This is a genomic window from Nocardia niigatensis NBRC 100131 (assembly GCF_000308655.1).
Taxonomy (GTDB): domain Bacteria; phylum Actinomycetota; class Actinomycetes; order Mycobacteriales; family Mycobacteriaceae; genus Nocardia; species Nocardia niigatensis.
In genome coordinates, this window is the sequence record NZ_BAGC01000068.1 from 24,982 (window position 1) to 51,873 (window position 26,892).

Sequence of the window (26,892 nt, forward strand, 5' to 3'; positions counted from 1 at the left end):
CGCCAGCGGGCGGGTCGCGCTCTACGCTACGCGTACGATGGCCCCATTCGTTGACGCATCACAGCAGCTCATCCATCCCGGTTTCCGAATGAATGGAGCACCCGTGCGCGCGATCGTCGTCCGTGAATTCGGTGGCAGGCCCGAAATCGCCGAGATGCCCACGCCCGAGGCCGGCCCCGGCCAGGTGCAGATCCAACTGGAGGCCGCGGGGGTGAACCCGATCGACCAGCTCATCATCGACGGCTTCCTGGACGGGCAACTGCCCCACGACTTTCCGATGATTCCCGGGGTGGACGGCGCCGGCACCGTCGCCGCGGTGGGTTCGGGCGTGCACGATTTCGAGATCGGCGACCGCGTCGTGGGCAAGTTCCTGTTTCCGCCGATCGGGCACGGGACCTTCGCCGAATACCTGGTCGCACCGCACGACGGCACCCTGGTCCGGCTGTCGGACGAGATCACCGCGATCCGCGCGGCCGCGCTGCCGACCGCGGGGATCACCGCCCTCGACCTCATGCACGCCGCCGGGGTCACCCGCGGGCAGCAGGTGCTGGTCGTGGGCGCGTCGGGCGGGGTCGGCTCGTATCTGGTGCAGCTGGCCGCGCTGGCCGGGGCGCATGTCATCGCCACCGCCCGCCCCGACGACACCGATCGCATGATCCGGCTGGGCGCGACCGAGGTGGTGAACTACGGCCGGATGACCGTGACCGACTCCCCCACCCACGCCGAGGTCTCGGCGCTGTCGGTCGCGGATTCGGTGCGGATCACCGATCCGGGCGGGATCGATGTGGTGTTCGATCTGGTCAGCCCGCCGTCGGTGTTCGCCGACAACGCGAGCCTGGTGAAGCCGGGCGGCTCGGCCTGGTCGACCATCGGCTCGGCCGCCGACGCCGACCGGGCCGCGCGCGGCATCACCGGCGGCAACCTCGAATCCCGCGGCGGCGCAGCCGAATTGCGCGACCTGCTGCGGCTGGTCGCCGATGGTGATCTGGTGGTCCCGATCCGCAATACGCCGCCGCTGGCGGAGGCCGCCGACGTGATCGGCGCCCCCGGCGCGCGCGGCAAAACCGTACTGGTGATCTGAACCCGGAGTTACGTGAATCGATCTGCCTCGGCTATATCCGTGCGACCTCCGCGTTTTAAGGGATACTTGACGCGGAGGGCCGCCTGGCAGCAGGCGTTCCGGGGTAGCAGCACAGGAAGGAAAGCTCGACGTCGTGGATGCGCGTTCGGCAGCGCTGGTCCGCGCAAACTTTCGGACAGTCGTCGAGGCCCCGCACGGGCCGGAACGGCTGATCAGCGCGTTCTACGGTCATCTTTTCGCAGAGATTCCCGCCCTGCGGGAACTCTTCCCCTCCGCCATGGATATGCAGCCCAAACGGTTGGTCACGGCCATCTCGTTCGTGCTCGACAATCTGGAGGACTGGGATCGCGCGCAACGCTTCCTGGAGCAACTCGCGCGCGACCACCGCAAGTACGGGGTGGAGGCGGCGCACTACGACATCGCCGGGCGCGCCCTGCTCCACGCCTTCCGCAGCTACAACGGCGCCGCCAACTGGAGCCGGCAGCTGGAGGCGGGCTGGCGCGACATCACCATCCTGATCTCGGCGTCGATGGCCATCGGCGCCAATTCGGATAAGTCGCAACCGTATTGGGAGGCGACGGTGGTCGGGCACCGGCGGGTGGTGGACGATCTGGCCATCGTCCGCCTGCAGACCGACACCCCGATCCCCTATCAGGCCGGGCAGTACGTGCCGGTGGCCATTCCGCAGCGGCCCAAGATGTGGCGCTACCTGTCCCCGGCCATCCCCACCAACCCGTACGGCGAGATCGAGTTCCACGTGCGGAAGGTGCGCACCGGCTGGGTGAGCCCGGCCATCGTGAACGAGACCCAGGTGGGCGACCGGTGGATGATCGCGGCGCCGCTGGGCGGGCTGCATGTGGACCTCAGCAGCCGCAAGGACGTGCTCATGATCGGGTCCGGCACCGGCATCGCGCCGCTGCGGGCACAGCTCATCGAGATGGGCCGGCGCGGCATCAATCCGCGCGTGCACCTGTTCCTGGGCGGACGCTACCCGTGTGATCTCTACGACGTGGAGAACATGTGGCAGCTCTCACAATCCAATCCGTGGCTCACGGTCATCCCGGTGTGCGAGAACGAGACCAATCCGTGGTGGCATCCGTATCCGCCGGCGGAGACGCCGTTCGGCATGCACCGGCGGCTGATCGGCAATCTGGGCGCGGTGGTCGCCAGCTTCGGCGCCTGGGCCGACCGCCAGATCCAGATCGCCGGATCGGCCCGGATGATCGCCGACACCCGGCGGGCCCTGCAGGCGGTGGGCACGCCGATGTCGGCGATAAGCTCGGATCCGGTGTAGTGCACGGCCTTTCGACGATCAGGAGTTATCGGTGACGCTCGGCCCGGACGAGACCGGAGAGCTCGCGCTCGGCGCGCAGACGGAGTGGAACGCCACGGTGGTGGGTGCCCACCGGTTGCGCGAGGACACCACGGTGGTGCGGCTGATCGGCGAGTTCGTGCCGTTCGCGGCGGGCCAGTCGGTGGAGGTGCGTACCCCCCAGCACCCGAACATGGTGCGCCGCCTCTATCCCGCGCTGCCGCCCTCGCTGGACGGCAAGCTGGAGTTCCATGTGCGCACGGTGCCGGGCGGCTGGTGCAGCGGCTCCATCGTCGCCGACTCGCATCCGGGCGACGAATGGCGGATCAGCGCGCCGGCGGGCTGGCTGACGGTGGAACCGGAGGCCACCGAGGTGGTCATGATCGCCGACGGCGTCGGGCTCGCGCCGATGCGCGCGCTGCTGCTGGATCTGTCACGCCGGGAGCAGCCGCCCCGCACCCATCTGTTCGTGGGCGGGCGCTACCCGCGCGACCTCTACGCCTCCGACATGCTCTACCTGCTGACCGGTGAATTGCCTTGGCTCACGGTTGTCCCCGTGGTGCAGGACGAATACGACCCGGATCTCGTCGACCCCTGGTACGAGCAGTGCCGCGTCGACATCGGCTTCCGCCCGGAGGAGATGATGCCGGGCACCATCGCCGACATTCCCGAACGCTTCGGCCCGCTCGACCACCATCAGATCCTGGTCTGCGGCGGCGCCGCGATGGTCCGCAACACCATCGACCAGTTGGTCGCCATCGGCGCACCAGCCGAATCCATTCGCTACGAAGGCTTTTGATAAATCACAGCGCGGCGACGGATTTCGCAAGGGTCGGGGTGACTCCTCGGGTACGCCCGGAATCGGCTCGCCACCCAACCGCCGGCACGGGTACGAAACCGGCGACGGCACTCAGCCTTCCGCTGAAGGCGCGGAGAGGCGGAACAGAGAGGCGGGTCAGAAGAGCGGGTCGTGGCGGATGTTCTGGGTGGGCGTTCCCCCGGCCATGAGGCGGAACTTGGTGGTCTGCACCATGGACGGGGCGCCGACGATCTGGACGTCGCGGTCGTCCCAGGAGCCGTGGCTCGCCACGATCTTGCCGATCTGACCGACGACTCGCGGTTCCAGGCCCGGGAATTCGCGCGGGCCGTCGGAATCGTCGAAGTGCCACCACGGGTTCTCGGTGGACTCGGTGACCGGATGCACGGTGAGCCACCTGTTGGCGCAGGCCAATTGGCTGAGCACCTCGAGATCGTAGAGATCACACGGGTAGTGGCCGCCGACGAACAGATCCACCTTGGGGTTGGAGCGCCGCGCGGCCATGGCCATGAGCTGGGCGCGCAGCGGGGCGATGCCGGTGCCGCAGCCGATCATGAGCAGCTTGCGGCGGGTATTGCGGGGCACGCCGAGACCGCCCAGGGGCGAACCGATCAGCCACTGCTCGCCGACCCGGCTGTGCCCGACCATGGCCGGGCTGACCCAGCCGCCGGTGACGCCCCGGATGTGGAATTCCAGCTCGCCGTTGGCATTCGCGGGAATCGCCGGGGACAGGTAGCGCCACATGCGCGGGCGGGAGGGAATCTGCACGCTCATGTACTGGCCGGCCGCGTACTGCATGGGCTGGTCCAGCCGCAGCCGCACCACGGCGAGATTGCGCAGGACCTCGCGATGCTCGATGACCGTGCCGGTCCACACCGGCGGGGTGGTCTCCTGCTCGGCCGCGCCGACCATGGTGTCGGCGATGACGCCGATGCCCTCGTCCCAGGCCCGGTCGACCTCGTCGGTCCACAGTTCGGTGCCGGCGTAGGCCTCCAGCGCGGACTTCAGCGATTTGCACACGGCCACATAGTGTTCGGCGGCCACCCCGTACTTGCGGTGATCGCGGCCGAGCTGGGCCAGGAAGGGCAGCAACCGGTCCGGTTCCTCCAGCCGGTCCACCACGTAGGCGATGGCCTTCACCAGCCGGTCGCGCTGGGCATCCAGGGCGGCGGGGAAGAAGTCGCGAACGTGTGGGTACTCCGTGAAGAGGATGGCGTAGAACGATCGCGCGAGTTTCTCGGGACCACCTTCTTCCGCAGCAACCGCCTTGAACGTTGTTCTTATCAATGCGACGGTGCGCGAATCCATTTGTGTCACAACCCCATTTCGCAATCGAACGCAGGCGTGACCGGCGAGTGAAGTGCTGCGGGACACTCGACAGCAGCCGTTGCCAAGCAAGTGTAAGCGAGGTTAGCCAGCAACGGAACGGGACGTTTCAATAACGCGCCCTTTATTCCCCCGAAACGTGAACGTTGCGGGGTATCTGAGCCGAAAACAGACTGCTAAACCGGAACACGCCGCGAGACACGGGGTTTCAGACAGCGAACCTGGGTGATCCGTTTTGCAAGACTCAGAAAAACAGCGATCCCGCCGCAACTTCGCCGGTCCTTGAATTACCTTGCAGCATACGGACAAACCACACGATTGGCTTCAATTAATAACCCACCGGTCTGTTTGTCATTCACAGACGGTAAGAACTTCGTCAATCCCCCAATCCCCGAGCACAACTCAGCACATTGCCCGCAACAATCATGACCGGGCGTACACCGGCACACGGACGCGCGAAACGAAAGAAGGCGGCGTCCCTCGGGGACGCCGCCTTCTCGATTCTCTTGCCCTACTGCGGCTTACGCCGGTTTCTGGGCTGCCACACCACGAGAGCGGTGCTGCGCTGCGGCGGGGTCAGGTCGGGGCGGTACCCCGACCGGAGCCTTTCCGCCTCGGCGGTCAACTCGCTCACCCGCTGCTGCAGCTCCTCCACCTGGTTGGTGAGTTCGATGATCCGTTTGATGCCGGCCAGATTCACGCCCTCGTCCTGGGACAGGCGCTGCACCTCGCGGAGCAACTCCACATCCCGGTCCGAGTAGCGCCGCCCGCCGCCCGAAGTACGTTGCGGCGAAACCAGACCCAGCCGGTCATAGGTGCGCAGCGTCTGGGCGTGCATGCCCGCCAGCTCCGCGGCCACCGAGATCAGGAAGTACTGGGCCTCGGTCTTCTTCGGATCGGAACTCATCAGGCACCTGCCCATCCCGCACGTGGATCGAATCCGCTGGTCTTCTCCGCCTCCGAGTAGCGCCGCAGCGCCTCGGTGGCATTGTCGTCCAGCTTCTGCGGCACCGCGACCTTCACGGTGACGAGCAGGTCACCGGCGCTGCCGTCGCGCTTGGGCACGCCGCGCCCGCGCACCCGCAGGGTCCGGCCGTCGGCGGTGCCCGGCGGCACCTTGACGCCCACGCGGCCGTCCAGGGTGGGCACGGAAACCGTGGTGCCCAGCACCAGTTCGGCGTACGAGACCGGCAACACCAGGGTCAGGTCGTCGCCATTGCGGCCGAAGACCTTGTCCTGGCTGACGTGCACGGTGACGTACAGGTCGCCCGGAGGCGCGCCGCGCAGGCCCGCCTCGCCCTGACCGGCCAGCCGGATCCGCTGCCCGTCGCGCACGCCCGGGGGAATGCGCACGGTGATGGTGCGGGTCCGGTTCTGGATGCCCGAGCCACGGCAGTCGACGCACGGGTCGTCGATGATCGACCCGGTGCCCCGGCAGTCCTCGCACGGCTCGCTGAAGCCGAACGCGCCCTGGTTCCGGCTGACCACGCCGGTGCCGTTGCAGTGCGGGCAGACTCGCGGGCTGGTGCCCGGCTTGGCGCCACTGCCGTGGCAGGTGGTGCACGCGGCCGGGCTGGTCATGCGCAGCGGGACGGTCACGCCCTGGGCGGCCTCGCGGAAGCCGAGAGTCGTCTCGGTCTCCACGTCCGAACCGCGCCGCGGGCGCGACGACGTCCGGGTGCCGCCCCGATTGAACAGCCCGCCCAGCAGGTCGCCCAGGCCGCCGTCGGCGCCACCGGCTCCGGCGCCGAAGATGTCGCCGAGGTTGAACTCGCCGCCGGAGAACCCGCCGCCGGGCTGGCCGTAGCCGCCCCCGGGCGAGAACCCGCCGCGGCCGAAACCGCCGCCGGCGAACAGCTTCCGGGCTTCGTCGTACTCCTTGCGCTTCTCCGGATCCGACAGCACGGCATTCGCCTCGCTGACGGCCTTGAACCGCTCCTCGGCCTTGCTGTCCCCGGGGTTCTTGTCCGGGTGCAGGTCACGGGCCAGTTTGCGGTAGGCCTTCTTGATCTCGTCCTGGGTAGCGCTGGAGGAAACACCCAGATCCTTGTAGAAGTCCTTTTCGAGCCACTCGCGATTCACCGGGCATCTCCTCCTCTCGGTGTGGTCATCGACGCCGGGGGCGTCCGTGGGTTGTCAATCAGTGCCAGCGGCATCGGTGCCAGCGTTCGTCGTATCCGGCTGTCCTGCAGCCAGATCCGCCACACCGTCGGTGACGCCGACCAGCGCGTGGCGGAGCACGCGATCGCCGAACCGGTAGCCCTTGCGCATCACCATGCCGAGCACCGGGTCGGCGCCACTGCCCTCGTGCTGCACGGCCTCGTGCAGGGTCGGGTCGAAAGGCTCACCCTCCGAACCGAATTCCTCGAGGCCCTGCTTCTGCAGGGCGGTGACCAGCTTGTCCGCGACCGACTTGAGCGGCCCGTTGTCGAGGTCGCCGTGTGCGCGAGCGCGGTCCAGATCGTCCAGCACCGGGAGCAGTTCGCCCACGACCGCGGCCTTGGCGGTATCGATGGCGGCCTTGCGGTCACGCTCGACCCGGCGGCGGTAGTTGGCGTACTCCGCGGTGAGCCGCTGGAGATCGGCGGTGCGCTCGGCCAGTTCGGCCGAGATCACGTCGGCGAGGGCGTCCTCGCTGACCTCGGGAGTCCCCTCGGCCCCGAGGGCCGCGGCGGTATCCACCGCGGCCTCGAAGACCTCACCCGTGGCCGGATCGACCATGTTGTCCGGGTTCTGGTTCGTCACTTCTTCTCCGGCTCCTCGACGACCTCGGCGTCTACGACGGTGTCATCGGACTGCGGGGCGCCGGCGCCGTTGCCCTGAGCGGCCTGGTCCGCGGCCGAAGCCTCGTAGATGGCCTGGCCCAGCGCCTGCGACTCGGTGGCGAGCTTCTCCACCGCGGTCTTGATGGTGGCGATGTCGGTGCCCTTCAGCGCCTCGTTCGCCTCCGCGATGGCCGCCTCGACCTTCTCCTTGACGTCCGCCGGGACCTTGTCCTCGTTGTCCTTGATGAACTTCTCGGTCTGGTGCACCAGCGACTCGGCCTGGTTGCGGGTCTCCGCCTCCTCGCGACGCGCCTTGTCCTCGGCAGCGTGCGCCTCGGCGTCCTTCACCATGCGGTCGATCTCCTCCTTGGACAGGCCGGAGCCGTCCTGGATCTTGATCGTGTTCTCCTTGCCGGTGCCCTTGTCCTTGGCGGTGACGTGGACGATGCCGTTGGCGTCGATGTCGAAGGTGACCTCGATCTGCGGCACGCCGCGCGGGGCCGGCGGGATGCCGGTCAGCTCGAAGGAGCCGAGCAGCTTGTTGTGCGAGGCGATCTCGCGCTCACCCTGGAAGACCTGGATCTGCACGGACGGCTGGTTGTCGTCCGCCGTGGTGAAGGTCTCGGACCGCTTGGTCGGGATCGTGGTGTTGCGCTCGATGAGCTTGGTCATCACGCCGCCCTTGGTCTCGATACCCAGCGACAGCGGGGTGACATCGAGCAGCAGGACGTCCTTGACCTCACCCTTGAGCACACCGGCCTGCAGGGCGGCGCCGACGGCGACGACCTCGTCCGGGTTCACGCCCTTGTTGGGCTCCTTGCCGCCGGTCAGTTCCTTGACCAGGTCGGACACGGCGGGCATACGGGTCGAACCACCAACGAGCACAACGTGATCGATGTCGCCGACCGAGATGCCGGCGTCCTTGATGACCGACTGGAACGGCTTGCGGGTGCGGTCCAGCAGATCCGAGGTGATCTTCTGGAACTCGGCGCGGGTCAGCTGCTCGTCGAGGAACAGCGGGTTCTTGTCCGCGTCGACCGTGATGTAGGGCAGGTTGATCGAGGTCGACTGCGAGGACGACAGCTCGATCTTGGCCTTCTCGGCAGCCTCGCGCAGACGCTGCATGGCCATCTTGTCCTTGGTCAGGTCGATGCCCGAGGTGCCCTTGAACTTGTCGACCAGCCAGCCGACGATGCGCTCGTCCCAGTCGTCGCCACCGAGGTGGTTGTCACCGGAGGTGGCGCGGACCTCGACGACGCCCTCACCGATCTCCAGCAGCGAGACGTCGAAGGTGCCGCCACCGAGGTCGAAGACCAGGATGGTCTGTTCCTTGTCGCCCTTGTCGAGGCCGTAGGCCAGCGCGGCCGCGGTCGGCTCGTTGACGATGCGCAGGACGTTCAGGCCCGCGATCTGACCGGCCTCCTTGGTGGCCTGGCGCTGGGCGTCCTCGAAGTAGGCGGGGACGGTGATGACCGCGTCGGTGATCTCCTCACCGAGGTAGGCCTCGGCGTCGCGCTTCAGCTTCATGAGCGTACGCGCGGAGATCTCCTGCGGGGTGTACTTCTTGCCGTCGATCTCGACCGACCAGTCCTCGCCCATATGGCGCTTGACGGACTTGATGGTGCGGTCGACGTTGGTGACGGCCTGGTTCTTGGCGGGCTGGCCGACGAGCACCTCGCCATTCTTGGCGAAAGCGACGACGGACGGCGTGGTGCGCGATCCTTCCGAGTTGGCCACGACGACCGGTTCGCCGCCTTCGAGAACGGCGATGACAGAGTTCGTGGTCCCGAGGTCGATACCGACCGCACGAGCCATGGTGATTCCTCCTATTTGACGTACCTGAGCGCCCCGGAATCCCTTCCTGACGACTCCGGCGCACTGCATCCCAGTAACACTGAGCGTGGTCGGCTCAATCTTGCACCCGCCGGCGGCGATGCGCAAGCTGAACTTGAGTCCGATTCACTCAACCTTGCTGACCTGTCCCAACGGGGGCCGCACGTCATCTATTCCCCGCGCCACAGAAAATTTCTTCGCGGGCGAGCGCGACCCGATGCCCGTGGCGCGACCCGAGCCCATTGTGTCCACACCGGCCGGTTGGCAACCACCGATGGCTCCGGATCGTGACCGGATCAGCTGGGCGGATAGATCGCAATCGGCTCGCCGGTGGCGGTGACCTGGAAATAGCCGTGCTGGGAACCGTCGTCGACATAGACGGTCACCACCGGATTGCCGTCGGCGCCGCGCGCGATCTCGACATGGCTGATCCGGCCGTTGGGCACGCCCGCCGACTGCGGGGCCCCGGCGAGCAGGGCCGCGATCTTCTTCAGATCCAGCACCGACATGTCGAAGATGTCCACACCCGGCGACCGGGCGATGTCGTCGTACGCGTGGAAGTCGCCGTCGTAGCGGATGTGCGCGTCCCGCGGCGCCGACGGATCCTTGCGCCGCTCGATGATCACGTAGGTGGGATAGAGGAGAACCTGATCGGCTCTGGTGTCGCCGAAGTGATCCTGGTAGGCCGCGACGAAGCTCGCCATCCCCGGCCCGGTGGTCGGGTCGGGGATCGCGGGCGCGGAGGCGGTCGTGCGGGAGACGCATCCAGCGAAGGCTCCCAGCAGCGCCGCGGCGACGACGATCGCGGCGGCGACGCGCATGCGCGTGGACGGGCCGCGCCGATTCGCCCGCACCACAGGCGAATTCACCAGATTGGCCGGGATCTGCAGATCGTCCAGGACCGCGTCCAGTTCTCCGAAGGTCTTGGCCGCCATGGCCTTTGCCGTGCGGTCGGCGTGTTCGGAGGCGGTGAGCTCACCGCCGTCACGGGCGGTGTCGAGCAGGGTGCAGGCATCCACGCGATCGGTGTCACGGGCCCGCAATCCCTGGAAGCGTGCATCAGCCATGGTCTCGCCTATCCCCCGAACGCCACGGTCCGCACGATCCGGCCGTCGAGGGTCGCCTCGAGGTAGCCGTTCTCATTGGCCTTGTTGCCCACATAGATCCGGACGAGCGGCCCGGTGCCCGACCCCTCGATATCGAGGTAGGTCACCGCGCCCTGATCCACCTTGGTGAGGGCCGGAGCCTGGGCCGTCAGGGCCGCGATGGCCTGCGCGTTCAGCGCGGCCAGATCCGCCGTCGGTGTCTGCGGCGGCCGGGTCTGCGGTTGGTCGCCCGCGTCGAAACCGCCGCGATAGGTGTAGCGGACCTTGCGGTTGGCCTGGGTGCCGCGGGTGACCACCGCGTAGTCGGGGTACAGGTCGACCTCGTCGACGATGGTGTCGCCGAACTTGGCCCGGTAGGCGTCCCGGAAGTAGCCGATGCCTTCGGCCGCGGTGAGTTTCGGCCGGGGCAGCACCAGCGGCTCGATGATCCCGAGGTCCACCGACGGCGGCCCGGCGGGATGGGAGGGCGGACGGTCCACCGCCACGAAGGTGCCCACCGCCACCGCGATGCTCAGGGCCGCGATGCCCGCGGCGAACCAGTTCTCGCGCCGCGGCTTCGGCGGGGCCGGATCGGGCGGGGCGTCGCCGGAGCGCTGCAGATCGTCGGTGAGCTGGGCGAGTTCGCCCAGAGTCCGTGCCTCACCGGCGAGTTCGGTGAGGGTGCGATGGTCGGCGCTGCTCAGCTGCCCGTCCGCGAGGGCGGCGTCGAGCAGGACGCAGGCGGCCTGCCGGTCGCCGTCGCGGGCCCGGGTGCGCGGCGGATAGCCGCCGGCGGACGGCCGCCGCGAGCGCCGGCCGGCGGCGGTGAGATCGGCGGTCTTGGTGCTGCGCTGGAGATCGCCGATGAGGCCCTGTAACTGGCCGAGGGTCTGGGCGTTCTGCGCCTGCTCGGAGCGCTGGTGATACTCGTCGACCCCGAGTTCGCCCTCCGCGAAGGCGGCGTCGAGCAGCGTCCGCGCGTTGACGCGGTCGATGTCCCGCGCCCGCATGCGCCCGGCGGGCGAATCCCCGGCCGATCCGGACGATTTCGAGCTCACGCGGGGATCGTAGACGGATCCGGGCCGTACCGCGCAGTTTCCGACGGCCGCTGAACGGGGCGGGACACGCCCGGCATGCGCGCCGACGTCCGAAATGCCGGGCTCGTGCGCGGTCGGCCACGAAGATTTGGAGCGTCGATTTCCGCTGGTGAGGAGGTTCGATGCAGGCAAGATTCGGCATTTCGATCCCGCCCGTCGCGGCCGCGCTGCCGGACGTCATCGACATGGCCGTGGCCGCCGACGCCGACGGGCTGGATCTGGTGGCCATCCAGGACCATCCCTACAACGCGCAATTCGGCGACACCTTCGCGGTCATCGGGGCCTGCCTGGCGGCCACCGGCCGGGTCAGCCTCTACCCGGGCGTGGCCAACCTGCCGCTGCGCACGCCCGCCATGATCGCCAAACAGGCCGCCACCTTCGACCTGCTCAGCGGCGGCCGCTTCGAATTGGGTTTGGGCGCGGGCGCTTTCGAGAGCGGCGTGGTGGCCATGGGCGGGCCCGCCCGCAAGGGCCGGTCGGCGCTCATGGCCCTGGCCGAGGGCATCGCCATCATCCGGGCGGAATGGCGGCCCGGGCAGCTGGTGTCGGTGGTGGGCACCGAGTACACGGTGCAGGGCATCGAGGGCGGACCCGCGCCCGCGCACGATATCGGGATCTGGCTGGGGGCGATGGGACCGCACGCACTGGGCCTGATCGGCTCGGCGGCCGACGGATGGGTTGCGCCGCTGCCGAATTGGCTGCCGTGGGAGCAGTGGGCCGGCGCCAATGCCCGCATCGACGCGGTGGCCCGCTCGATGGGGCGGGATCCGCGCACCATCACCCGGCTGGCGGCGCTGCCGGGCGTGGTGAGCGACCGTCCCCTGCACCCGGAACCGCGCGGCTCCGACCCGATTCACGGCTCACCCGAGGAGTGGGCGGACATCATCGTCCGCCTGGCACGTGAGGACGGGTTCGACACCTTCATCTACTGGCCGCCCGGTTTCGACGTCGACCAGGTGCAGCGTTTCGCGCGCCAGGTGGTGCCGCTCGCGCGAAAGCTGCTGGGCGACGGCTGAACCCGCGATCGGAGCGCCGTTCCCGGACTCCCCCGAGGTCAGGAAGCGGCTTTTGCGGCCTCGCGCGCCTCGATCTCGGCGGGTAGTTCACCGGGCTGACCGACACCGGTGGTGACCAGGTCGCGCAGGCTCTCGGTGATGTAGAAGGTCCAGGCGGGCGAGCAGGCGTCGTAGCACTCGTAGTCGGGCACGAGGCCGACGTGGGTGAAGCGGAGTTCGGTGCCGCCGTCGGTTTCGGTGATGTCGAAATGGATTTCGGTATTCACCCATTCGGTCTTGTCCTGGACGAAGGACAGCCAGTTGTCCTTGACCAGCCAGACCACGCGGCGGTTCGGCACCACCTCGGTCAGCTCGATATCGCTGCGGTGGACGCCGGGAACCTCGAAGACGAAATTGTCGCCCTGACGCTCGGTGTCGCCGGTAATGCCCTTCCCCCACCAGCCGCGGGCATCGAGGACGGCGGCGAAGACCTCGGCGGGGGTGCGGTCGACGGTGACGCTGGTAGTGAAGTTCTGATCAGTCATGGCAGGTCCCTTTGTCGGAATTGCAGGGGTGGGGTGGACTGTCTCGCGAGAACTTACTTGCATCACGATAGTGCCGTTGCTTGCATCACACAAGCGCATGAGCCAACCTGGATACATGTTGGGACGCATGTACGACGGGGAGGTGTGCTCGGCCGCGCGCACGCTGGAGATCGTGGGCGAACGCTGGAGTCTGCTCATCGTGCGCAACGCCATGTTCGCCGGCATGACCCGGTTCACCGAGTTCCAGCGCTCACTCGGCATCGCGCCGAACATTCTCACCAAACGGCTCACCGAATTCGTCGAGGCCGGAATCTTCGAGCAACGCCCGGGCGCGGGCAGCGGCCACCCCGAATATCTGCTCACCGCAAAGGGACTCGATCTGAAACCGGTCATCCTCGCGCTCACCGACTGGGGCGACCGCTGGGCGGCGCCGGACGGCCCCCCGGTCACCTACCGGCACACCGGATGCGACGGGAAAGTGGCTGTGCGCCTGGAGTGTTCGGACTGCGACGCGACCCCCGACCTGGCGGAGGTGACGGCCGAGCTCGCGCCGTGGGCCTACGAGCTCAAGTACGGGACGCCGTCAGTCCAATAGCGGGAACCGGCCCGACCGCAGCAGCCCGGCGATGGCCTCCATCTTGGCCTGCGGCGCGGCGTAATCCGGGTGCGCCCCGAGGACGGCCGCCGCGTCGTGCAGGCGCACCATCTGCCGCTCCGCCTCCTCCACACCGCGCCCGCCCGGCGTGATCGGATGGGCGGCGAAGGCGGGGCGGCGCGGATCCACCCGGCCCAGCTCGACGGCCTTCTCCACCCGCCGCGAGCAGCGGCAGAAAGCCTGAGGGTCGGCCAGCCCGCAGGTGGACCGCAGAAAGTTCCCGAGCCGCTTCTTGGCCCGCTCCACCCGCTTCCGATACGCGGCGGGGCTCGCGCCGACGATCCAGGCGGCCTCCTCCGAACTCACCTCGAAGACGTCGGAGAGCACGTAGGCGACGCGTTCGTCGCGACTCAGGCACTGCAGCATGGCCTGGCTGCAGCTGAGCCGCACCTCGCGGGTGAGCAGCGTGGACTCCGGCCCGCGGTAATCCGCCTCGGCCAGACCGTCTTTCAAGCCCTCACTGAACTGATCGAGGCTGAGCTGCTGGGCCTCCTGCGGCGTCTGCCGCTCGAGATTCAGCAGATAGTTGACGCCGATGCGATATGCCCAGGTGGTGAGCCGGGCCTCGCCGCGCCAGGTGGCGAGATGGCCGACGACCCGCAGCAGGATCTCCTGGGTGGCGTCCTCGGCATCGGCGGGCCGCCACACCATGCGCAGCGCCAGCCGGTAGATCGGATCCTGCAGCAGCCGAACGACATCCGAGACGGCGGCGCGATCGCCGCCGAGGGCCCGCGCTACCAGCGCGCGCTCGTCGATGTCCGATCCGGTATCGATATCCCCCGCTGATCCGGTGTCCATGCCGCCAGCATAGGGATCGCGGGACGCGAGGACCCGCGTCCCGCGATCAGCCCTGCCACGGCGGAACCAGGCTAACCGGTCGAACCGGACGGCTGCGTGAACCGTGGCTCAGGCGACGGCCGGCGCGGTGAGGAGCGAGTGGCGCCGAATCCACTGCGCGACCGCCTGCCCGATGGCATCGGGCTGGTCCTCGGGGCAGTGATGCCCGGCCGGTCCGATATTCGCGAGCTCGGCGGCGGCGAAGGTCGCCATCGCCCAGTCCATCACCGCGGGCGCGCCGAGGCCGACACCGTCCTCGACGTGCATGATCAGCTTCGGCACCTCCGGACTCTCGGCCATCCAGCGGTCATAGTTCTCGATACGGGCGACCACGTCGGCGGGCTCGCCGTCCAGCGGGAATTCGCGCGGCCACACCAGCATCGGCTTGCGGGACTCCGGGGTCGGGTAGGGCGCGCGGTAGGCGTCCAGGGCCTCGGGGCTCAGATTCCGGGTCGCGGCGGGCAGGTTGAATTCGATGAACATATTGTTCTGCAGCACCATCTCCTCGCCCTCGGGCGAACGGAAGCGGCGGAACAGTTCCGCGCCCTGCGGCGGCATCTCCGACCACCGCAGCGGCCGCAGGAAGGTCTCCACCACGGCGATCCCGCGCACCCGCCCGGGATGGCGTGCGGCCCAGTCCATTCCGAGCGCACCGCCCCAGTCATGGCCGACGATCACGACCCGGTCCAGGCCGAGGGCCTCGAACCAGGCGTCCAGGTAGCGGGCGTGGTCGGCGAAGCGATAGTCGCCCTCCGGCTTGCCGGAGGCGCCCATGCCGATGAGATCCGGTGCGAGCGTGCGGGTCTCACCGCTGACGTGCGGGATCACATTGCGCCACAGGTAGGAGGAGGTGGGGTTGCCGTGCAGGAACACGACGGGCACCGCACCGCTGCCGGTGTCGGTGTAGTTGATGAACGAGTCCAGAACGTCGATGGTGGCCATCGTCGGTGTCCTTCCGGGTGAGTTGCCTACACCTGGTTGGACACGCGCCGCGGGCCGCTGTGACCGGACAGTTCAGTGATCTGGAACACACTCCGGGCCGCCCCGGCCGACAGTCAGGCCCGGATGGATCCCCGGTGTCAGCCCATTGCCGGTCGCGGCCTGCTGCAGCAGCGCGATCAGGGTCGCGCGGTCCGCGGGCGCGAGGGCGGCCAGCATCTCGGCGTCCAGCCCGCGCGCGATCTCGGCCGTGCGCGCGAGCAATTCGCGCCCGGCGGGCAGCAGGTGCACGGCGTGGGCGCGCCGGTCGGCCGGATGCCGGCGGCGTTCCACCAGACCGCGCTTCTCCAGGTCGTCGACGAGTCCGACCATCACATTGCGGTGGATGCCGAGCGCCTCGCAGAGCTGCTGCTGCGACTGGCCGTCGTTGGCCTCGAGAATCCGCAGGGTGCCGTGATGCGCGGGCTTGACCCCGAGCGGGGCGAGCAGCTCGGTGAAGCGGTAGGCGGAATGGGACCCCAACTGGCCCAACAGGAATGCGGGGCTCTCGTACAGCACCGGGTACCGGGGATCGACATCGCTCACCTGCCCAAATTACCATAACGCACCAAACATGATTGCCCTATTGATTGATAATCACTTCAGGTGCATAGTTTGGAGAGTCGATCCCATACCCCGCAATCCCGAAGAGAGCTCGCCGTGGATACCGACAACTCACCCACCCTCGATCCACGCCGCTGGATCGCCTTCGCCGTCGTGCTGGCCGCCGGATTCATGGACCTGCTCGACGTCACCATCGTCAATGTGGCCGTGCCGAGCATCCAGAAGGACCTGGACGCGGCCTACTCGCAGATCGAATGGATCATCGCCGCCTACGTGCTGTCCTTCGCGGCCGTGCTGATCACCGGCGGCCGGCTCGGCGACATCTACGGCCGCAAACGCCTGTTCCTGCTCGGCATGGCCGGATTCACCGCGGCCTCGCTGGCCTGCGGCCTGGCCGCCTCACCCGCGCTGCTCATCGGCTCCCGGTTCGTCCAGGGCGCCATGGCCGGACTCATGGTGCCGCAGATCCTCGCCATCATCCGCGTCGCCTTCCCCAAGGACGAGCGCGCCAAAGCCGTCGCCGTCTACAGCGGCGTCGGCGGCTCCGCGTCCACGGTCGGGCTCTCACTGGGCGGGCTGCTGGTCCAGTGGAATCTGTTCGATCTGAGCTGGCGGCCCATCTTCCTGGTGAACGTGCCGGTCGGGGTGATCGCGCTGGTCGCCGCGACCATGGTGATGCGGGATTCGCGATCCCCGCACGCACCGCGCCTGGACATCGTCGGCATGGTGCTCGCCATCTCCGCGGTGCTGCTGCTGGTCTACCCGCTCACCGAGGGCCGCCGATTGGATTGGCCCGCCTGGACTTTCGTCATGATCGGCGCGGCGGCGGTCACCTTCGCGGCCTTCGTCGGATACGAGCGCCGGCGCGCCCGGACCGCCGGATCGCCGCTCATCGACCTGGCCCTGTTCCGGTCGCGGCCGTTCACCGTGGGCCTGGCCAGCTGGCTGCTGTTCTGGATCGGGTTCGGCGGCTTCTTCCTGATCTGGACGCTGTTCATGCAGGCCGGCCTCGGCTGGTCGCCCATGCGGGCCGGGCTCACCTCGGTGTTCTTCGCGGTCGGCGCGGGCATCGGGGCCGGGGTCTCGGTGAGCGTGCTCGCCCCGCGCTTCGGCAAATGGGTGCTGCTGGCCGGCGGACTGGTCACCGCGGGCGGGTTCGCGCTGTACGGCGCGATGGCCACGCACTACGGAGCCGGCTTCGCCTCGTGGGAGATGGTGCTCCCGCTGCTCGTCACCGGTGTCGGCTTCGGAATCGTGGTCGCCCCGACCCTCGACATGGTGCTCGGACAGGTTCGCGACCGCGAGGCCGGTGCGGCGTCCGGGCTGCTGAACACCGGCCAGCAGCTGGGGATGGCGCTGGGCGTGGCCCTGGTCGGCATCCTGTTCTTCGCGCAGCTGGATCACGATTCGGCGCGCGGCGTGGATTCGGTTGCGGCGCAGACCCGCACCGAACTGGCGACGGCCGGGGTCCCGGGACCCGCGCAGGACCAGATCCTGGCCGGCTTCCGGGCCTGCGTGCGGGATCGGTCCGCGGAGGTCGATCCGTCGGTGGTGCCCGCCAGCTGCCAGGCGGGCACGGCCGATCCGGCCATCGGGCAGACCCTGGCGCGGGCCGGGGCGGAGGCCAACGCGGTCAACTTCGCGCACACCTTCGAGTACACGCTGTGGTGGGGCATCGGGCTGATGGCGCTGGTCTGCGCCGGATTCCTGGCGCTGCCCCGCGATACCCGGCTCGAGCAGCACGAGCTGGTGGACGAAGCGGAACTCGTCGTCGTCTGAACCGCGGATCCCCACTCGCGGGATCCGGACGAAACGACCGCGGGTCCGGTGAAATCTCCGGACCCGCGGCCCGTCGCGGTGAAGAATCCAGACATCACCGTCTTTCGACAGGAGTCAGGCATGCGCGCGACCGTGGTCAGCAAGGGCGAATTCCGGGTCGAGGACCTGCCCACCCCGGAACCAGGACCCGGACAGGTACTGCTGTCCGTCACCCGGTGCGGCATCTGCGGCTCCGACCTGCACGCCCGCCTGCACTGCGACGAACTCGCCGACCTGGCCGCCGCCACCGGCTACGACCACTTCATGCGCTCCGACCAGCGGGTCGTCATGGGACACGAATTCACCGGCGAGATCGCCGAATACGGCCCCGGCACCCGCCGCCGCTGGAAACCCGGCACCCCCGTGGTGGCGCTGCCCATCCTGCGCACCGGCCGGCAGCCCGAACTCACCGGACTGTCCGCCAACGCGCCCGGCGGCTACGCCGAACAGGTGCTGGTGCAGGAACCCATGACCTTCCCGGTCCCCAACGGCCTGTCCCCCGACCACGCCGCCCTGACCGAACCGATGGCGGTCGGCTGGCACGCGGTCCGCCGGAGCCGGATCACCAAGGGGCAGAACGCCTTCGTCATCGGCTGCGGTCCCATCGGCTTGGCCGTCATCTCCATGCTGAAGGCGGCAGGCGTGCGCACCGTGGTCGCCAGCGACTTCTCACCGCGCCGCCGCGAACTGGCGAGCCGGTGCGGGGCCGACGTGGTGGTCGATCCCACTGTCGAATCACCGTGGGAGGCAACGCCGAAGAAGCCGCGCATCACCGGGGCCTCCGACATCCTCAATCTGGGCTTCGACGCCATGGAGAAGCTGCGGCGGATTCCCGGCATCCCGTGGTGGTACCTGTTCCGCGCCGCGCACACCCTGGACCGCGGCCCGTCGGGGCCCGTCGTCTTCGAATGCGTCGGCGTGCCCGGCATCATCGACCAGATCCTCACCGGCGCACCACCATTGACCCGTGTGGTGGTCGTCGGCGTGTGCATGCAGCAGGACGCCTTCCATCCCGCCACCGCCATCAACAAGGAGATCGAGCTGCGGTTCGTGCTCGGGTACGACCCGGGCGAATTCCGCGACACCCTGCACATGATCGCCGAGGGCAAGGTGGATCCCAGCCCGTTGATCACCGGGACTGTCGGCCTCGACGGCATCGACGCGGCCTTCACCACGCTGGCCTCACCCGACCAGCACGCCAAGATCCTCATCGACCCGCGCAGCGACGCCCGGACGCCAGGCTAGCGGCCAGGCCGTCGCAGCGCCGGGAAAGGCGTGGTCGGCGGCTCGTGGAGGACGTCCAGGAGACCTTCCGCGCTGCGGGCCGCGGTCAGGCAGGCGTTCGCGGTGAACTGATCGGCCAGCGGATGCCGGGCCCGGGAACGCCACTTCTGGACGGCGGCCAGGGCCGCGTCCCGCTGGGTGGCGAGATCGGTGTGGGCGGGCAGACCGAGGCGCAGAGTGGGGGCCACGCCGGTGCCGCCGACGAGACGGTTCAGTTCGGCCAGATCGTCCGGGGGCAGCGGCAATTCATCGGAACGTAGGTGCGCCAGCAGGCGAAGTTCGGCGAAGCCGTGCACATCGGCGAGCAGGGTACGGACCCGCGGCAGCAGGGCGTCGGCCGCCGAACCGGGGTTGGCGACCAGGATGCGGGCCAGGGCCGTGAGGGCCGAGTGGGCCTTCAACTCATCGGCGCGCTGGGCGAATTGAACATCGAGTACGGTGCGGAGTTCGTCCAGGCCACTGCGGTCCGACAATTCGGCGGCCAAGGCCTGCGAGCCGCGGACGCCGAGCCGGATCAGGGTGACGGCCAAGCGGATACCGAACAAACCGAACCGGGCCGTCAGATGGGCGCGCAGCTCGGCCGGGACCGGCAACGGCAGATCCGGATGGGCGAAGCGGTCGGCCGACAGCAGGGCCGCGGTCAGCTCGTCCACCGGGACGCCGGCCAGTGCCTCGAAGGCGTCGTACTCCCGCTGGCGCAGCGTGGCGGCGGCGAAAGCGAGCAGGCCCGCCACCGGAATCACGGACTGGCACAGGCCGGTTCGCTCCAGCTCGGTCGCGAAACGGGCGGCCACATCACGGGCCGAGTGCAGGGCGTCGATGCGCCCGGCGCCGATCTCATCGGCCCGCGACACCACGCCGACCACGCCCAGCGGGCCCGAGAAAGACTGTGGCGCAACGGCACCCGTGCTCGGGCCCGCGCCGATCCGCTCCAGGAAGTCCACATCGGCGGCGTCGAGACGGCGCAGCAGATAGAGCACCGCATCGGCGGGCGGCAGCGCCGGGCCCGGGCCGCCGGGTGTGAGCAGCCGCGACGTGCGCGCCGACACCTCTCGCGAGAGCGACGAGATGCCGGGCGTATCGATGATGGTGGTCTGTGCCAGCTCGGCCGACGGCCACTCCACCGCCAGATGGTCCACCTCCCGCGGGGTGGGGGCATTCCAGCGCAGCGCCGACAGATCGAAGGTGAGCCCGTGCGCGCCCGGCAGCCCCTCGGCCCCACGGCCGCGCCGCACCACCACGTCGGCACGCGCCCCGTCCGGAGCGAACGCGGTCACCCGCGGCGCGGTCCCGTTGCGGTACCAGGTGACCAGCCGCGTGCACTCGGTCGCGTCGGTGGGCGCGATATCCTGCCCGACCAGCGCGTTCAACAGCGTCGACTTGCCGGCCTTGAGCTGGCCCGCCAATGCCACCCGCAATGGCTCGTCCAGGCGCCGCGCGCACTCGTCCAGCTGACCGCGCACCCGCGGCCGCTCGCCCAGCGCCCGTCGCGCCGCCGCCACCAGCCCACGCGTCTCCGGCACCAGCCCATACCCGACACCGCTCGCGTCGTCCCTCATAGGCCCCCGATTCCGAAGCACACCGCACCTCCACGCATCGCAAGGCATTCGCCCCGCCACGCCGAATCGTTATCAGAACCGCCCAGCTCTCACAGCCGATTCCCAGTTCCGAGAGACAGCTCACCGCACGCCGATCGGGCCGCCTCGCCCCTGATCTTGCCCGGTCCGAATCGAATACCCCGACTCCGCCCCGGTGTGCCGTGTCCCGCCCCCGGGCCGCCCCGGTCCGGGACCCTTCGAATCGGCCGCTGCGACCCCACAACCGCAGTTCAGGTTTCCTGCGCCGTAGGAGTCGGTCCGCGGTTCGCCTGCGACTGGCCAGCCCCCTGTTGCGACCACTACGAGCCGAAGCGCCCGCCCCGGCAGCGACGTCCGACCTCACCACCGCAACGGTCGCGGCCTTCGATGGGTCGGACCACCCGCTCGATACGCCGGGGGCGGGCCCGACCTCACCACCACAACAGGTCGGCCTTCAATGAGCCGAACCACCCGCTCAATACGCCACGAACGGGCCCGACCTCACCACCACAACAGGTCGGCCTTCAATGAGCCGAACCACCCGCTCAATACGACACGGGCGGGAGCTGAGGCTGCGTGGTGGGCGGGAGTTGCGGCTGGGCGGCCGGGGTTTCCGGTCCGAGGAGGGCGCCGGCGTGGCGGCGGAGTTCGGCCACCACACGCAGGCGGCGTTCGAGTTCGGTGGCGCGCTCGGCACGGCGGGCGGCCTCCAGGTTGGCGGCCTCCTGAGCCGCGCGCAGCGATTCGTCGATGGACCGGAGGGTGCGGTCGGCGATGGCCGTGAAGTGGTCGCGCAGCAGGCGGTGGATGCGGTGCAGGCGGTCCTTGGTCTCCTTGCCGGTGTGGAAGGCGATGTCGTCGAGGTAGCGGCGCACCGCCATCTTCGCGTCGGCGCGGCGCTTGGCCAGGCGCGCCTTCTTGTCATCGCTGAAAGCCTTGCCGCCCAGCAGCACCCCCGCACCCAGCGAGAGCGGATTGATCAGGGCCAGCCCGGCCATGGTCCCCACCATGCCCGCCATCACCACACCGCCATACGAGCCGCGCACCCCCACCAGCAGCTTGTGCCCCAGGCCCAGATCCGGTTCCAGATCGGAGAGGGTGCAGGACTGGCTGCGGGTGTCGTCGTCGAGGGTGTCGCGCACCTCGGGCAGATCCACCGCGCCCAGATCGTCGAAATGGGTGGCGACCCGCTCGGCCAGCTTCACCGCGCGCGTGCCGGTCCACACCAGGTTGTCGCCGACCGCGGAACCCACGGTGGCCGTGAGCCATTCCTCCATACTGTCCCAGTGCCGGCCGGGATCGTGCTGGTCGATCCAGTCCTCGGCGGTGCGGGCGATATCGCGCAGGCGGTTGCGCAGATCGTGGTCGATGTCCCCCGCCAGATCGGTGATGCCGTCGCCCAGCGTCTGCTGCCAGGCCGCGGTGTGCCGATGCAGCTTCTCCGCCTCGGCCTTGGCGGCGTGCAGCTCCCGGATGGCCGCCGCGCCCCGCTCCGGATCGCGCAGCGCGACCAGCTCACTGCCCAGAGCCAGCGCCAGATGCTCGGCGGCAGAGGAGATATCGAGCGCGACCGCACGCTGCACGGCCGCCTGATCCCGGGCCACCACCTGCTCGCGCAGGAACTGGAACACCAGTCCGAACCCGGACTCGCGGCCCAGGCCCTCGTCCTGCAGGCGCATGGCGTGCGCGCGCAGCACCGCCGATACCGGCAGCATCGGTATCTCGATACCGTTGGCGCGCAAGTGCTTCCGGTTCGCCTCGAACACCTGCCGCCAATGCGGATACAGGTCGATCTTGGTGACCAGCACCGCGGCCGCCGGGCACAGCTCCCGCACCTGCCGCAGGAAATCCACCTCGGTCTCGGTGAGCTCGGTGGAGGCGTCGGACAGCACCAGCACCGCGTCCGCGGCCGGGGCCTGCGCGAGAACGCTTGCCGCACCGGTGGTTCCGTGCGCACCCAGTCCGGGCGTATCCACCACCACGATGCCGTCCGCCAGCAGCCGGCTCGGGGCCTCGAGCTCGAGCCGCAGCACGGCCCGGCCCTGCGGACTGCGCGCGGTGAGGGCGGGGACCGCATCGAACGGCACCGGCTCCCGGGTGTTCGCACCGCCGTCGGCGCCCGCCGCGACCACGGTCGCCCGCGGCTGCTCGCCGTACGACAGGACCGTGGTCACCGCCGTGGTCGCATCATCGGCGACCGGGCACACATCCATATTGATCAGCGCGTTGACGAACCGGCTCTTGCCCTGATTGCCCAGCCCGGCCACCACGATCCGGCGACGGGGATCGCGCACCTTGCCCGCGACCGTCTCCAGCCGCGCGACCAGATCCCCGCGGTCCGCCGCCTTCGCCACCGCGATGGTCTCCGACACCATCGTCAACAGCGGATTCGCCGCCACCATGCCCGTCACAGCCTGCTCCCGAACCTATTCCAGCGGTGTGTGTTCCGACAGGTCGCCGCCCACCGCGGCGAACCGCGATGAGCGACTCCCCAGCCTACGAGTGCAGCATGTCGCCGACGATGTCCCCGCCCGAGTGCGTCCCGAGATCCACCCCGGTGTGCGAATCCCCGAACAGCGACGCATCCGCTCCGGGCGCGTGCACCCCGCCGCCGAACGCCTGCGAAACATCCACCCCCGCCCACGGATTCGACCCGGCGCCGTGCAACCCGGCATCCACCGCGGACCCACCGTGCACCCCGGCATCCAGCCCGCTCCCCACCTGCACGCCACCACCGGCATGTGTCCCCACCCCGGCATCCAGCCCGGTGCCTACCCCGGCCACCGCGTTCCCCACCCCGGTCAGTCCGGTGTCCACACCCGCACCGACCTGAGTCCCCGCACCGAGCGCCGAATGCACCCCCGCATCCAGCCCGGTACCGACCTGCGTGCCGACACCCGTCCCCGCATTCGCCGCCCCACCGAGCCCGGTCTCCAGACCGGCCCCGACCTGAGTCCCGGCCCCCACCGCCGAGTTGATTCCCGCATCGAGCCCGCTACCTACCCGGGCACCCAGGTCCGCTCCGGTGTGCGCTCCGGCGTCGAGCCCTGCGCCCAGCTGGTTGGTCACGCCACCCACGCCGGAAATGCCTGTCTCCAAACCACTTCCGACCTGCGCGCCCAAACCGGTGCCCACATTGGCAGCGCCGGACAGCCCGGTCTCCAAGCCACCGCTGACCTGCGTGCCCAGGCCCGCACCGACATTCGCGGCGCCGTCGAGACCGGTCTGCAGACCCGCACCTGCCTGGGTACCGGCGCCGCGCAGGGTGTTGATTCCGGCGTCGAGGCCCGTGCCGACCTGGGCGCCGGTGTTCAGACCGCCCGAGAGTCCGCTGTTCAGGTCGCCGCCGAGCTGGCTGCCGACACCGACCACGGTGTCCGCGGCCCCGGAGAGCCCGGTCTCCAGGCCGCTTCCGAGCTGCGCGCCGGCGTTCGCCGCGCCGTTGAGTCCGGTCTGCACGCCCAGACCCGCGTCGAGTGCGCTGTCGACGCCGGTGGAAAGGCCCGCGCCGAGACCGGTTCCGAGGTCACCGGCCGTGTTCACCGCGCCATTGAGACCCGTCTGCACCCCGGCGCCCGCGCCGAGAGCGGAGTCGAGAGCCCCGGTCAGGCCGGTCTGCACACCCACGCCCACACCGGCGGCGGAGTTCAGCGCGCCGGTCAGGCCGGCACCGACACCCGCGGCCGAGTCCAGCGCGCCGGTCAGGCCCGTCTGGAGGCCCGCGCCCACGCCGGTGGCGGCGTTGACGGCGGCGGAAAGGTTCGCGCCGAGGCCGGTTTCGATGTCGCCGGCGGTGGAGAGGGCGCCGCTCAGGCCGGTGGTGAGATCCACGCCGGTCTGGGCGACGGTGTCGAGAGCGCCCTGGACGCCGGTCTGGAGACCGACGCCGGCGTCGAGGCCGCCGGTGAGGGCAGAGGTCAGGTCGGCGGCGGCCTGCGCGCCGAGAACTCCGCCGAGGCCGGTCTCCAGGCCGGTGGCGGCGTCACCGGCGACGCCGAGCGCGCCGCCGAGTCCGGCGGACAGGCCCGCACCGAGGTCGGTGGCCGCGCCGACGACCGCGCCGATGCCATCGGACAGTCCCAGCTCGAGCCCCGCGCCGGTGTCGCCGGTCAGGAGCGCCTGGGTGGCGGCGGCGGTGCCGAGGTTCACACTCGCGGTGTCGCCGATGCTCGCCGACCCGCCCACGCCGCCGTTGACCCCGGCGCCGAGTCCGGTGTCGGCTCCCAGCCCGGCGGAGCCGCCCAGCCCGGTGTCGGCGCCCAGGCCGGCCGCCCCGCCCGCGGCGATGATGTCGGACAGCTGCGAACCTCCCGCAACCAGCGCGGACTCGGCCACCATGGGCGCCACGGCGGCGATGTCCTCGGGGGTCACGTTGTCGAGTCCGGCGGCGGCCAGCGCCCCGCCCGGATTGCTGCAATAGCTGACCGCGGCTTCGTGGTCGCGCAGCAGGTTGAGGATGAACTCGAGAATTGCGTTGGGGCTCATATCGAATCGTCTCCCTGGGTGGGCGGGCCCCGCTGACCCGCGCTGCTCGAATTTCCTTTCACGTTAGGAAGGCAGTTTGTTACGCGTAACGGGGTGAACTCCCCCACCTTCCGCCATCACCACCTACGGGGGCCGGCGAACATTAGGGGAATTTCCCCAAACCTGCGGGGGAATCGGTAACGGGATCCCCCCAGCTACCGACAAGGCGGGTGGGCCACCCGGCCTAACCCGAGGTTTTCGTACATATCGGACCGAAGAGCTTTCGGCACGCGATCCACCGATCACGTGTTGGGTAATGACAGGGGACTTCGAATGAGTCAGGGGCTGGCGCTCGGCATCACCGTCGGGTCGTCGAATACGGTTGCCGTGACGACTTCGGGGGGACAGCACACAGTACATACGCGGCCCAGCATGCAGGGCGCGCAGCCGGAGGTTCCGGACAGTTTTCTGTCCCGGGTGGGGGATCCGGTGGACATTCGCACCCGGGACGGATCGGCCGTCCGGGCCGCGGACCTGGTGGCAGCGGCCATCGGGCGCGCGGTGGACGACAACGGCCCGGCCGGGGCCACGATCGCCTGCTACCCGGCCTGGTGGTCGCAGCACACCGTCGAGGTGCAGCGGTCCGCGCTGGACGCGGCGGGCCTGGACGCGGTGGCCCTGGTCCCGGAGCCGACGGCGGCCATGCGCTGGCTGCAGGAGGTGCACGAGTCCAGCCATGACGGCGCGATGGTGGTGTACGACCTGGGCGCGACCGGTCTGACGGTTTCGGTGGCGCGCACGGGGGCCATGTCGGGTCTGCTCGGCGAACCGGTCCGGACCACCGAGGTGGCGGGTTCGGAATTCGATTTGCTGACGATGCGTTTCGTGCTCGCCCATGCGGTCGGCGATAAGGATTTCGATCCTTTCGATCCATTGGTGGAACAAGAATTGGCGGCGCTCCGAGTTCGCTGCAAAATTGCGAAAGAAACTCTTTCCACAAATACCGCCACCATGGTTCCGGTGCGTTTGCCCGCCATGGGCGAGATGGACGTGCGACTTGTTCGCGACGATATCGAGGAACTGCTGCGGGGTCCGCTCCTCGGCTCGACCGATCTGGTCCGCGAGGCGCTGCGCCGGGCCGGGCTCACCGCCGCCGATCTGGACGGTTTCCTGGTCACCGGCGGCGGCGCCGGCATCCCCCTGGTAACCGAACTGCTGTCCACCGAATTCGGCATCCCGGTCGCGGCCGCCGCCGACCCGGCCCACCTCAGCGCGCAGGGCGCCGCCCTGCTGGCCGCCGACCTGCTCGCCGACACCACCGAGACCGAGGCGCATCCCGCGATCGCGGTGGCCGGCCTGGGCCTGGCCGAGGCCGACAGCGGCACGGCACTCGCCCCGGGACGCGGCTCGACGGGCTTCTCCCCGCCGACCCGGGGCAGCGCGCCGGGCGAGCCCACCGGTACCGAATCACCGGGCGCGACCGGCGATTTCGCCCGGACCGCCGGCGACATCACCGAGCCACACGCGGAATCCCCTGCGGCCCGGCCCATTCCGCTCTTGCCCGATCTTCCCGTCGAGGAACCCGCGAGCGGCTTCCGGCACTGGAAGCGCCTCGCGGTGATCGGCGCGGCCGCGGTCGCGGTGGCGGCCGTCGCGACCGGGACCCTGGCCATGGGCACCGGGGGACAGTCCACCCCCGCGAATCCCGCGGGCACGCAATCCCCCACGACCTCCGCCGTGGCGCTCGAGTCGCCCGCGCCGGCCGGTGAGGCCACCACCTCCGGCGCCCCGGCTCCGGCGGCCGGCAGCCCGGCCGCGGGCACCAAGCCCGGGACGCAGCCGGGCGCGGCCAAGCCCGG

Annotated in this window: 22 protein-coding genes; 8 read left to right on the top strand and 14 right to left on the bottom strand. The window is 69.7% G+C overall.

Going from position 1 to position 26,892, the window contains the following annotated elements; translation table 11 throughout:
• Positions 1–103: 103 nt before the first annotated feature.
• The 3 genes from ON33_RS29150 to ON33_RS29160 all read left to right on the top strand — a co-directional run bounded on the left by ON33_RS29150 (position 104) and on the right by ON33_RS29160 (position 3,192).
• Positions 104–1,081 (top strand): NADP-dependent oxidoreductase, encoded by a 978-nt coding sequence (locus ON33_RS29150; RefSeq protein WP_051153008.1) that lies wholly within the window; start codon positions 104–106, stop codon positions 1,079–1,081.
• A gap of 133 nt (positions 1,082–1,214) precedes the next feature.
• Positions 1,215–2,375, top strand: coding sequence for an FAD-binding oxidoreductase (locus ON33_RS29155; RefSeq protein WP_040862328.1), 1,161 nt, complete (start codon positions 1,215–1,217; stop codon positions 2,373–2,375).
• Positions 2,376–2,406: 31 nt separating this feature from the next.
• Positions 2,407–3,192, top strand: coding sequence for an FAD-binding oxidoreductase (locus ON33_RS29160; protein ID WP_051153010.1), 786 nt, complete (start codon positions 2,407–2,409; stop codon positions 3,190–3,192).
• Positions 3,193–3,348: 156 nt separating this feature from the next.
• On the opposite strand, the gene ON33_RS29165 is transcribed toward ON33_RS29160, so the two are convergent.
• The 7 genes from ON33_RS29165 to ON33_RS29195 form a co-directional block, all read right to left on the bottom strand.
• Positions 3,349–4,518 carry a globin domain-containing protein gene (locus ON33_RS29165; protein ID WP_040862329.1) on the bottom strand — a complete coding sequence of 390 codons (1,170 nt, stop codon included), beginning with the start codon at positions 4,516–4,518 and terminating at the stop codon, positions 3,349–3,351.
• A 529-nt stretch (positions 4,519–5,047) separates the two neighbouring features.
• Positions 5,048–5,443: a heat shock protein transcriptional repressor HspR gene (locus tag ON33_RS29170; protein WP_040862330.1), complete on the bottom strand. Its 396-nt coding sequence runs from the start codon at positions 5,441–5,443 to the stop codon at positions 5,048–5,050.
• On the bottom strand, positions 5,443–6,618 hold the full coding sequence (dnaJ, locus tag ON33_RS29175; protein ID WP_040862331.1) for a molecular chaperone DnaJ: 1,176 nt from the start codon (positions 6,616–6,618) through the stop codon (positions 5,443–5,445). Before dnaJ ends, ON33_RS29170 begins: the two co-directional genes overlap by 1 nt.
• Before the next feature lie 54 nt (positions 6,619–6,672).
• On the bottom strand, positions 6,673–7,257 hold the full coding sequence (grpE, locus tag ON33_RS29180; RefSeq protein ID WP_083869378.1) for a nucleotide exchange factor GrpE: 585 nt from the start codon (positions 7,255–7,257) through the stop codon (positions 6,673–6,675).
• 20 nt (positions 7,258–7,277) lie between these two features.
• Positions 7,278–9,116: a molecular chaperone DnaK gene (gene dnaK / locus ON33_RS29185; RefSeq protein WP_040862332.1), complete on the bottom strand. Its 1,839-nt coding sequence runs from the start codon at positions 9,114–9,116 to the stop codon at positions 7,278–7,280.
• Positions 9,117–9,430: 314 nt separating this feature from the next.
• The gene (locus ON33_RS29190) at positions 9,431–10,201 is read right to left on the bottom strand and encodes a DUF1707 SHOCT-like domain-containing protein (RefSeq protein ID WP_040862333.1); all 771 of its coding nucleotides are present in this window, start codon (positions 10,199–10,201) and stop codon (positions 9,431–9,433) included.
• A gap of 8 nt (positions 10,202–10,209) precedes the next feature.
• Complete coding sequence (locus tag ON33_RS29195; protein ID WP_157184779.1) at positions 10,210–11,277, bottom strand: DUF1707 SHOCT-like domain-containing protein; 1,068 nt, start codon at positions 11,275–11,277, stop codon at positions 10,210–10,212.
• A 161-nt stretch (positions 11,278–11,438) separates the two neighbouring features.
• Here ON33_RS29195 and ON33_RS29200 point away from each other — a divergent pair, with 161 nt between their 5' ends.
• On the top strand, positions 11,439–12,332 hold the full coding sequence (locus ON33_RS29200) for an LLM class flavin-dependent oxidoreductase (RefSeq protein ID WP_040862334.1): 894 nt from the start codon (positions 11,439–11,441) through the stop codon (positions 12,330–12,332).
• Positions 12,333–12,370: 38 nt separating this feature from the next.
• On the opposite strand, the gene ON33_RS29205 is transcribed toward ON33_RS29200, so the two are convergent.
• Positions 12,371–12,856 (bottom strand): SRPBCC family protein, encoded by a 486-nt coding sequence (locus ON33_RS29205; RefSeq protein ID WP_040862335.1) that lies wholly within the window; start codon positions 12,854–12,856, stop codon positions 12,371–12,373.
• A gap of 115 nt (positions 12,857–12,971) precedes the next feature.
• Here ON33_RS29205 and ON33_RS29210 point away from each other — a divergent pair, with 115 nt between their 5' ends.
• Positions 12,972–13,451, top strand: coding sequence for a winged helix-turn-helix transcriptional regulator (locus ON33_RS29210; RefSeq protein ID WP_051153017.1), 480 nt, complete (start codon positions 12,972–12,974; stop codon positions 13,449–13,451).
• Here ON33_RS29210 and ON33_RS29215 read toward each other — a convergent pair.
• The 3 genes from ON33_RS29215 to ON33_RS29225 all read right to left on the bottom strand — a co-directional run bounded on the left by ON33_RS29215 (position 13,440) and on the right by ON33_RS29225 (position 15,872).
• On the bottom strand, positions 13,440–14,309 hold the full coding sequence (locus tag ON33_RS29215; protein WP_051153019.1) for an RNA polymerase sigma factor: 870 nt from the start codon (positions 14,307–14,309) through the stop codon (positions 13,440–13,442). The genes ON33_RS29210 and ON33_RS29215 overlap by 12 nt on opposite strands.
• 108 nt (positions 14,310–14,417) lie before the next feature.
• Entirely contained in the window at positions 14,418–15,290 is an 873-nt protein-coding gene (locus ON33_RS29220) for a haloalkane dehalogenase (RefSeq protein WP_040862336.1), read from the bottom strand.
• Between the two features lie 72 nt (positions 15,291–15,362).
• Positions 15,363–15,872, bottom strand: a complete 510-nt coding sequence (locus ON33_RS29225; protein WP_051153021.1) for a MarR family winged helix-turn-helix transcriptional regulator — start codon at positions 15,870–15,872, stop codon at positions 15,363–15,365.
• 114 nt (positions 15,873–15,986) lie between these two features.
• Between ON33_RS29225 and ON33_RS29230 the strand changes: the two genes are divergently transcribed.
• Both ON33_RS29230 and ON33_RS29235 read left to right on the top strand, forming a co-directional pair.
• The gene (locus tag ON33_RS29230) at positions 15,987–17,669 is read left to right on the top strand and encodes an MFS transporter (protein ID WP_040862337.1); all 1,683 of its coding nucleotides are present in this window, start codon (positions 15,987–15,989) and stop codon (positions 17,667–17,669) included.
• A 120-nt stretch (positions 17,670–17,789) separates the two neighbouring features.
• Positions 17,790–18,953 (top strand): zinc-binding dehydrogenase, encoded by a 1,164-nt coding sequence (locus ON33_RS29235; protein ID WP_040862338.1) that lies wholly within the window; start codon positions 17,790–17,792, stop codon positions 18,951–18,953.
• On the opposite strand, the gene ON33_RS29240 is transcribed toward ON33_RS29235, so the two are convergent.
• The 3 genes from ON33_RS29240 to ON33_RS29250 all read right to left on the bottom strand — a co-directional run bounded on the left by ON33_RS29240 (position 18,950) and on the right by ON33_RS29250 (position 25,054).
• A complete protein-coding gene (locus ON33_RS29240) occupies positions 18,950–20,551 on the bottom strand; it encodes a dynamin family protein (RefSeq protein WP_051153023.1) in 1,602 nt (533 codons plus the stop codon). The genes ON33_RS29235 and ON33_RS29240 overlap by 4 nt on opposite strands.
• 563 nt (positions 20,552–21,114) lie before the next feature.
• Positions 21,115–22,971 (bottom strand): dynamin family protein, encoded by a 1,857-nt coding sequence (locus ON33_RS29245; RefSeq protein ID WP_051153025.1) that lies wholly within the window; start codon positions 22,969–22,971, stop codon positions 21,115–21,117.
• A gap of 94 nt (positions 22,972–23,065) precedes the next feature.
• The gene (locus ON33_RS29250) at positions 23,066–25,054 is read right to left on the bottom strand and encodes an IniB N-terminal domain-containing protein (RefSeq protein WP_040862339.1); all 1,989 of its coding nucleotides are present in this window, start codon (positions 25,052–25,054) and stop codon (positions 23,066–23,068) included.
• 312 nt (positions 25,055–25,366) lie between these two features.
• Between ON33_RS29250 and ON33_RS38690 the strand changes: the two genes are divergently transcribed.
• Positions 25,367–26,892: Hsp70 family protein (locus ON33_RS38690; protein WP_157184780.1), on the top strand; the 1,526-nt coding region annotated here is incomplete at its 3' end.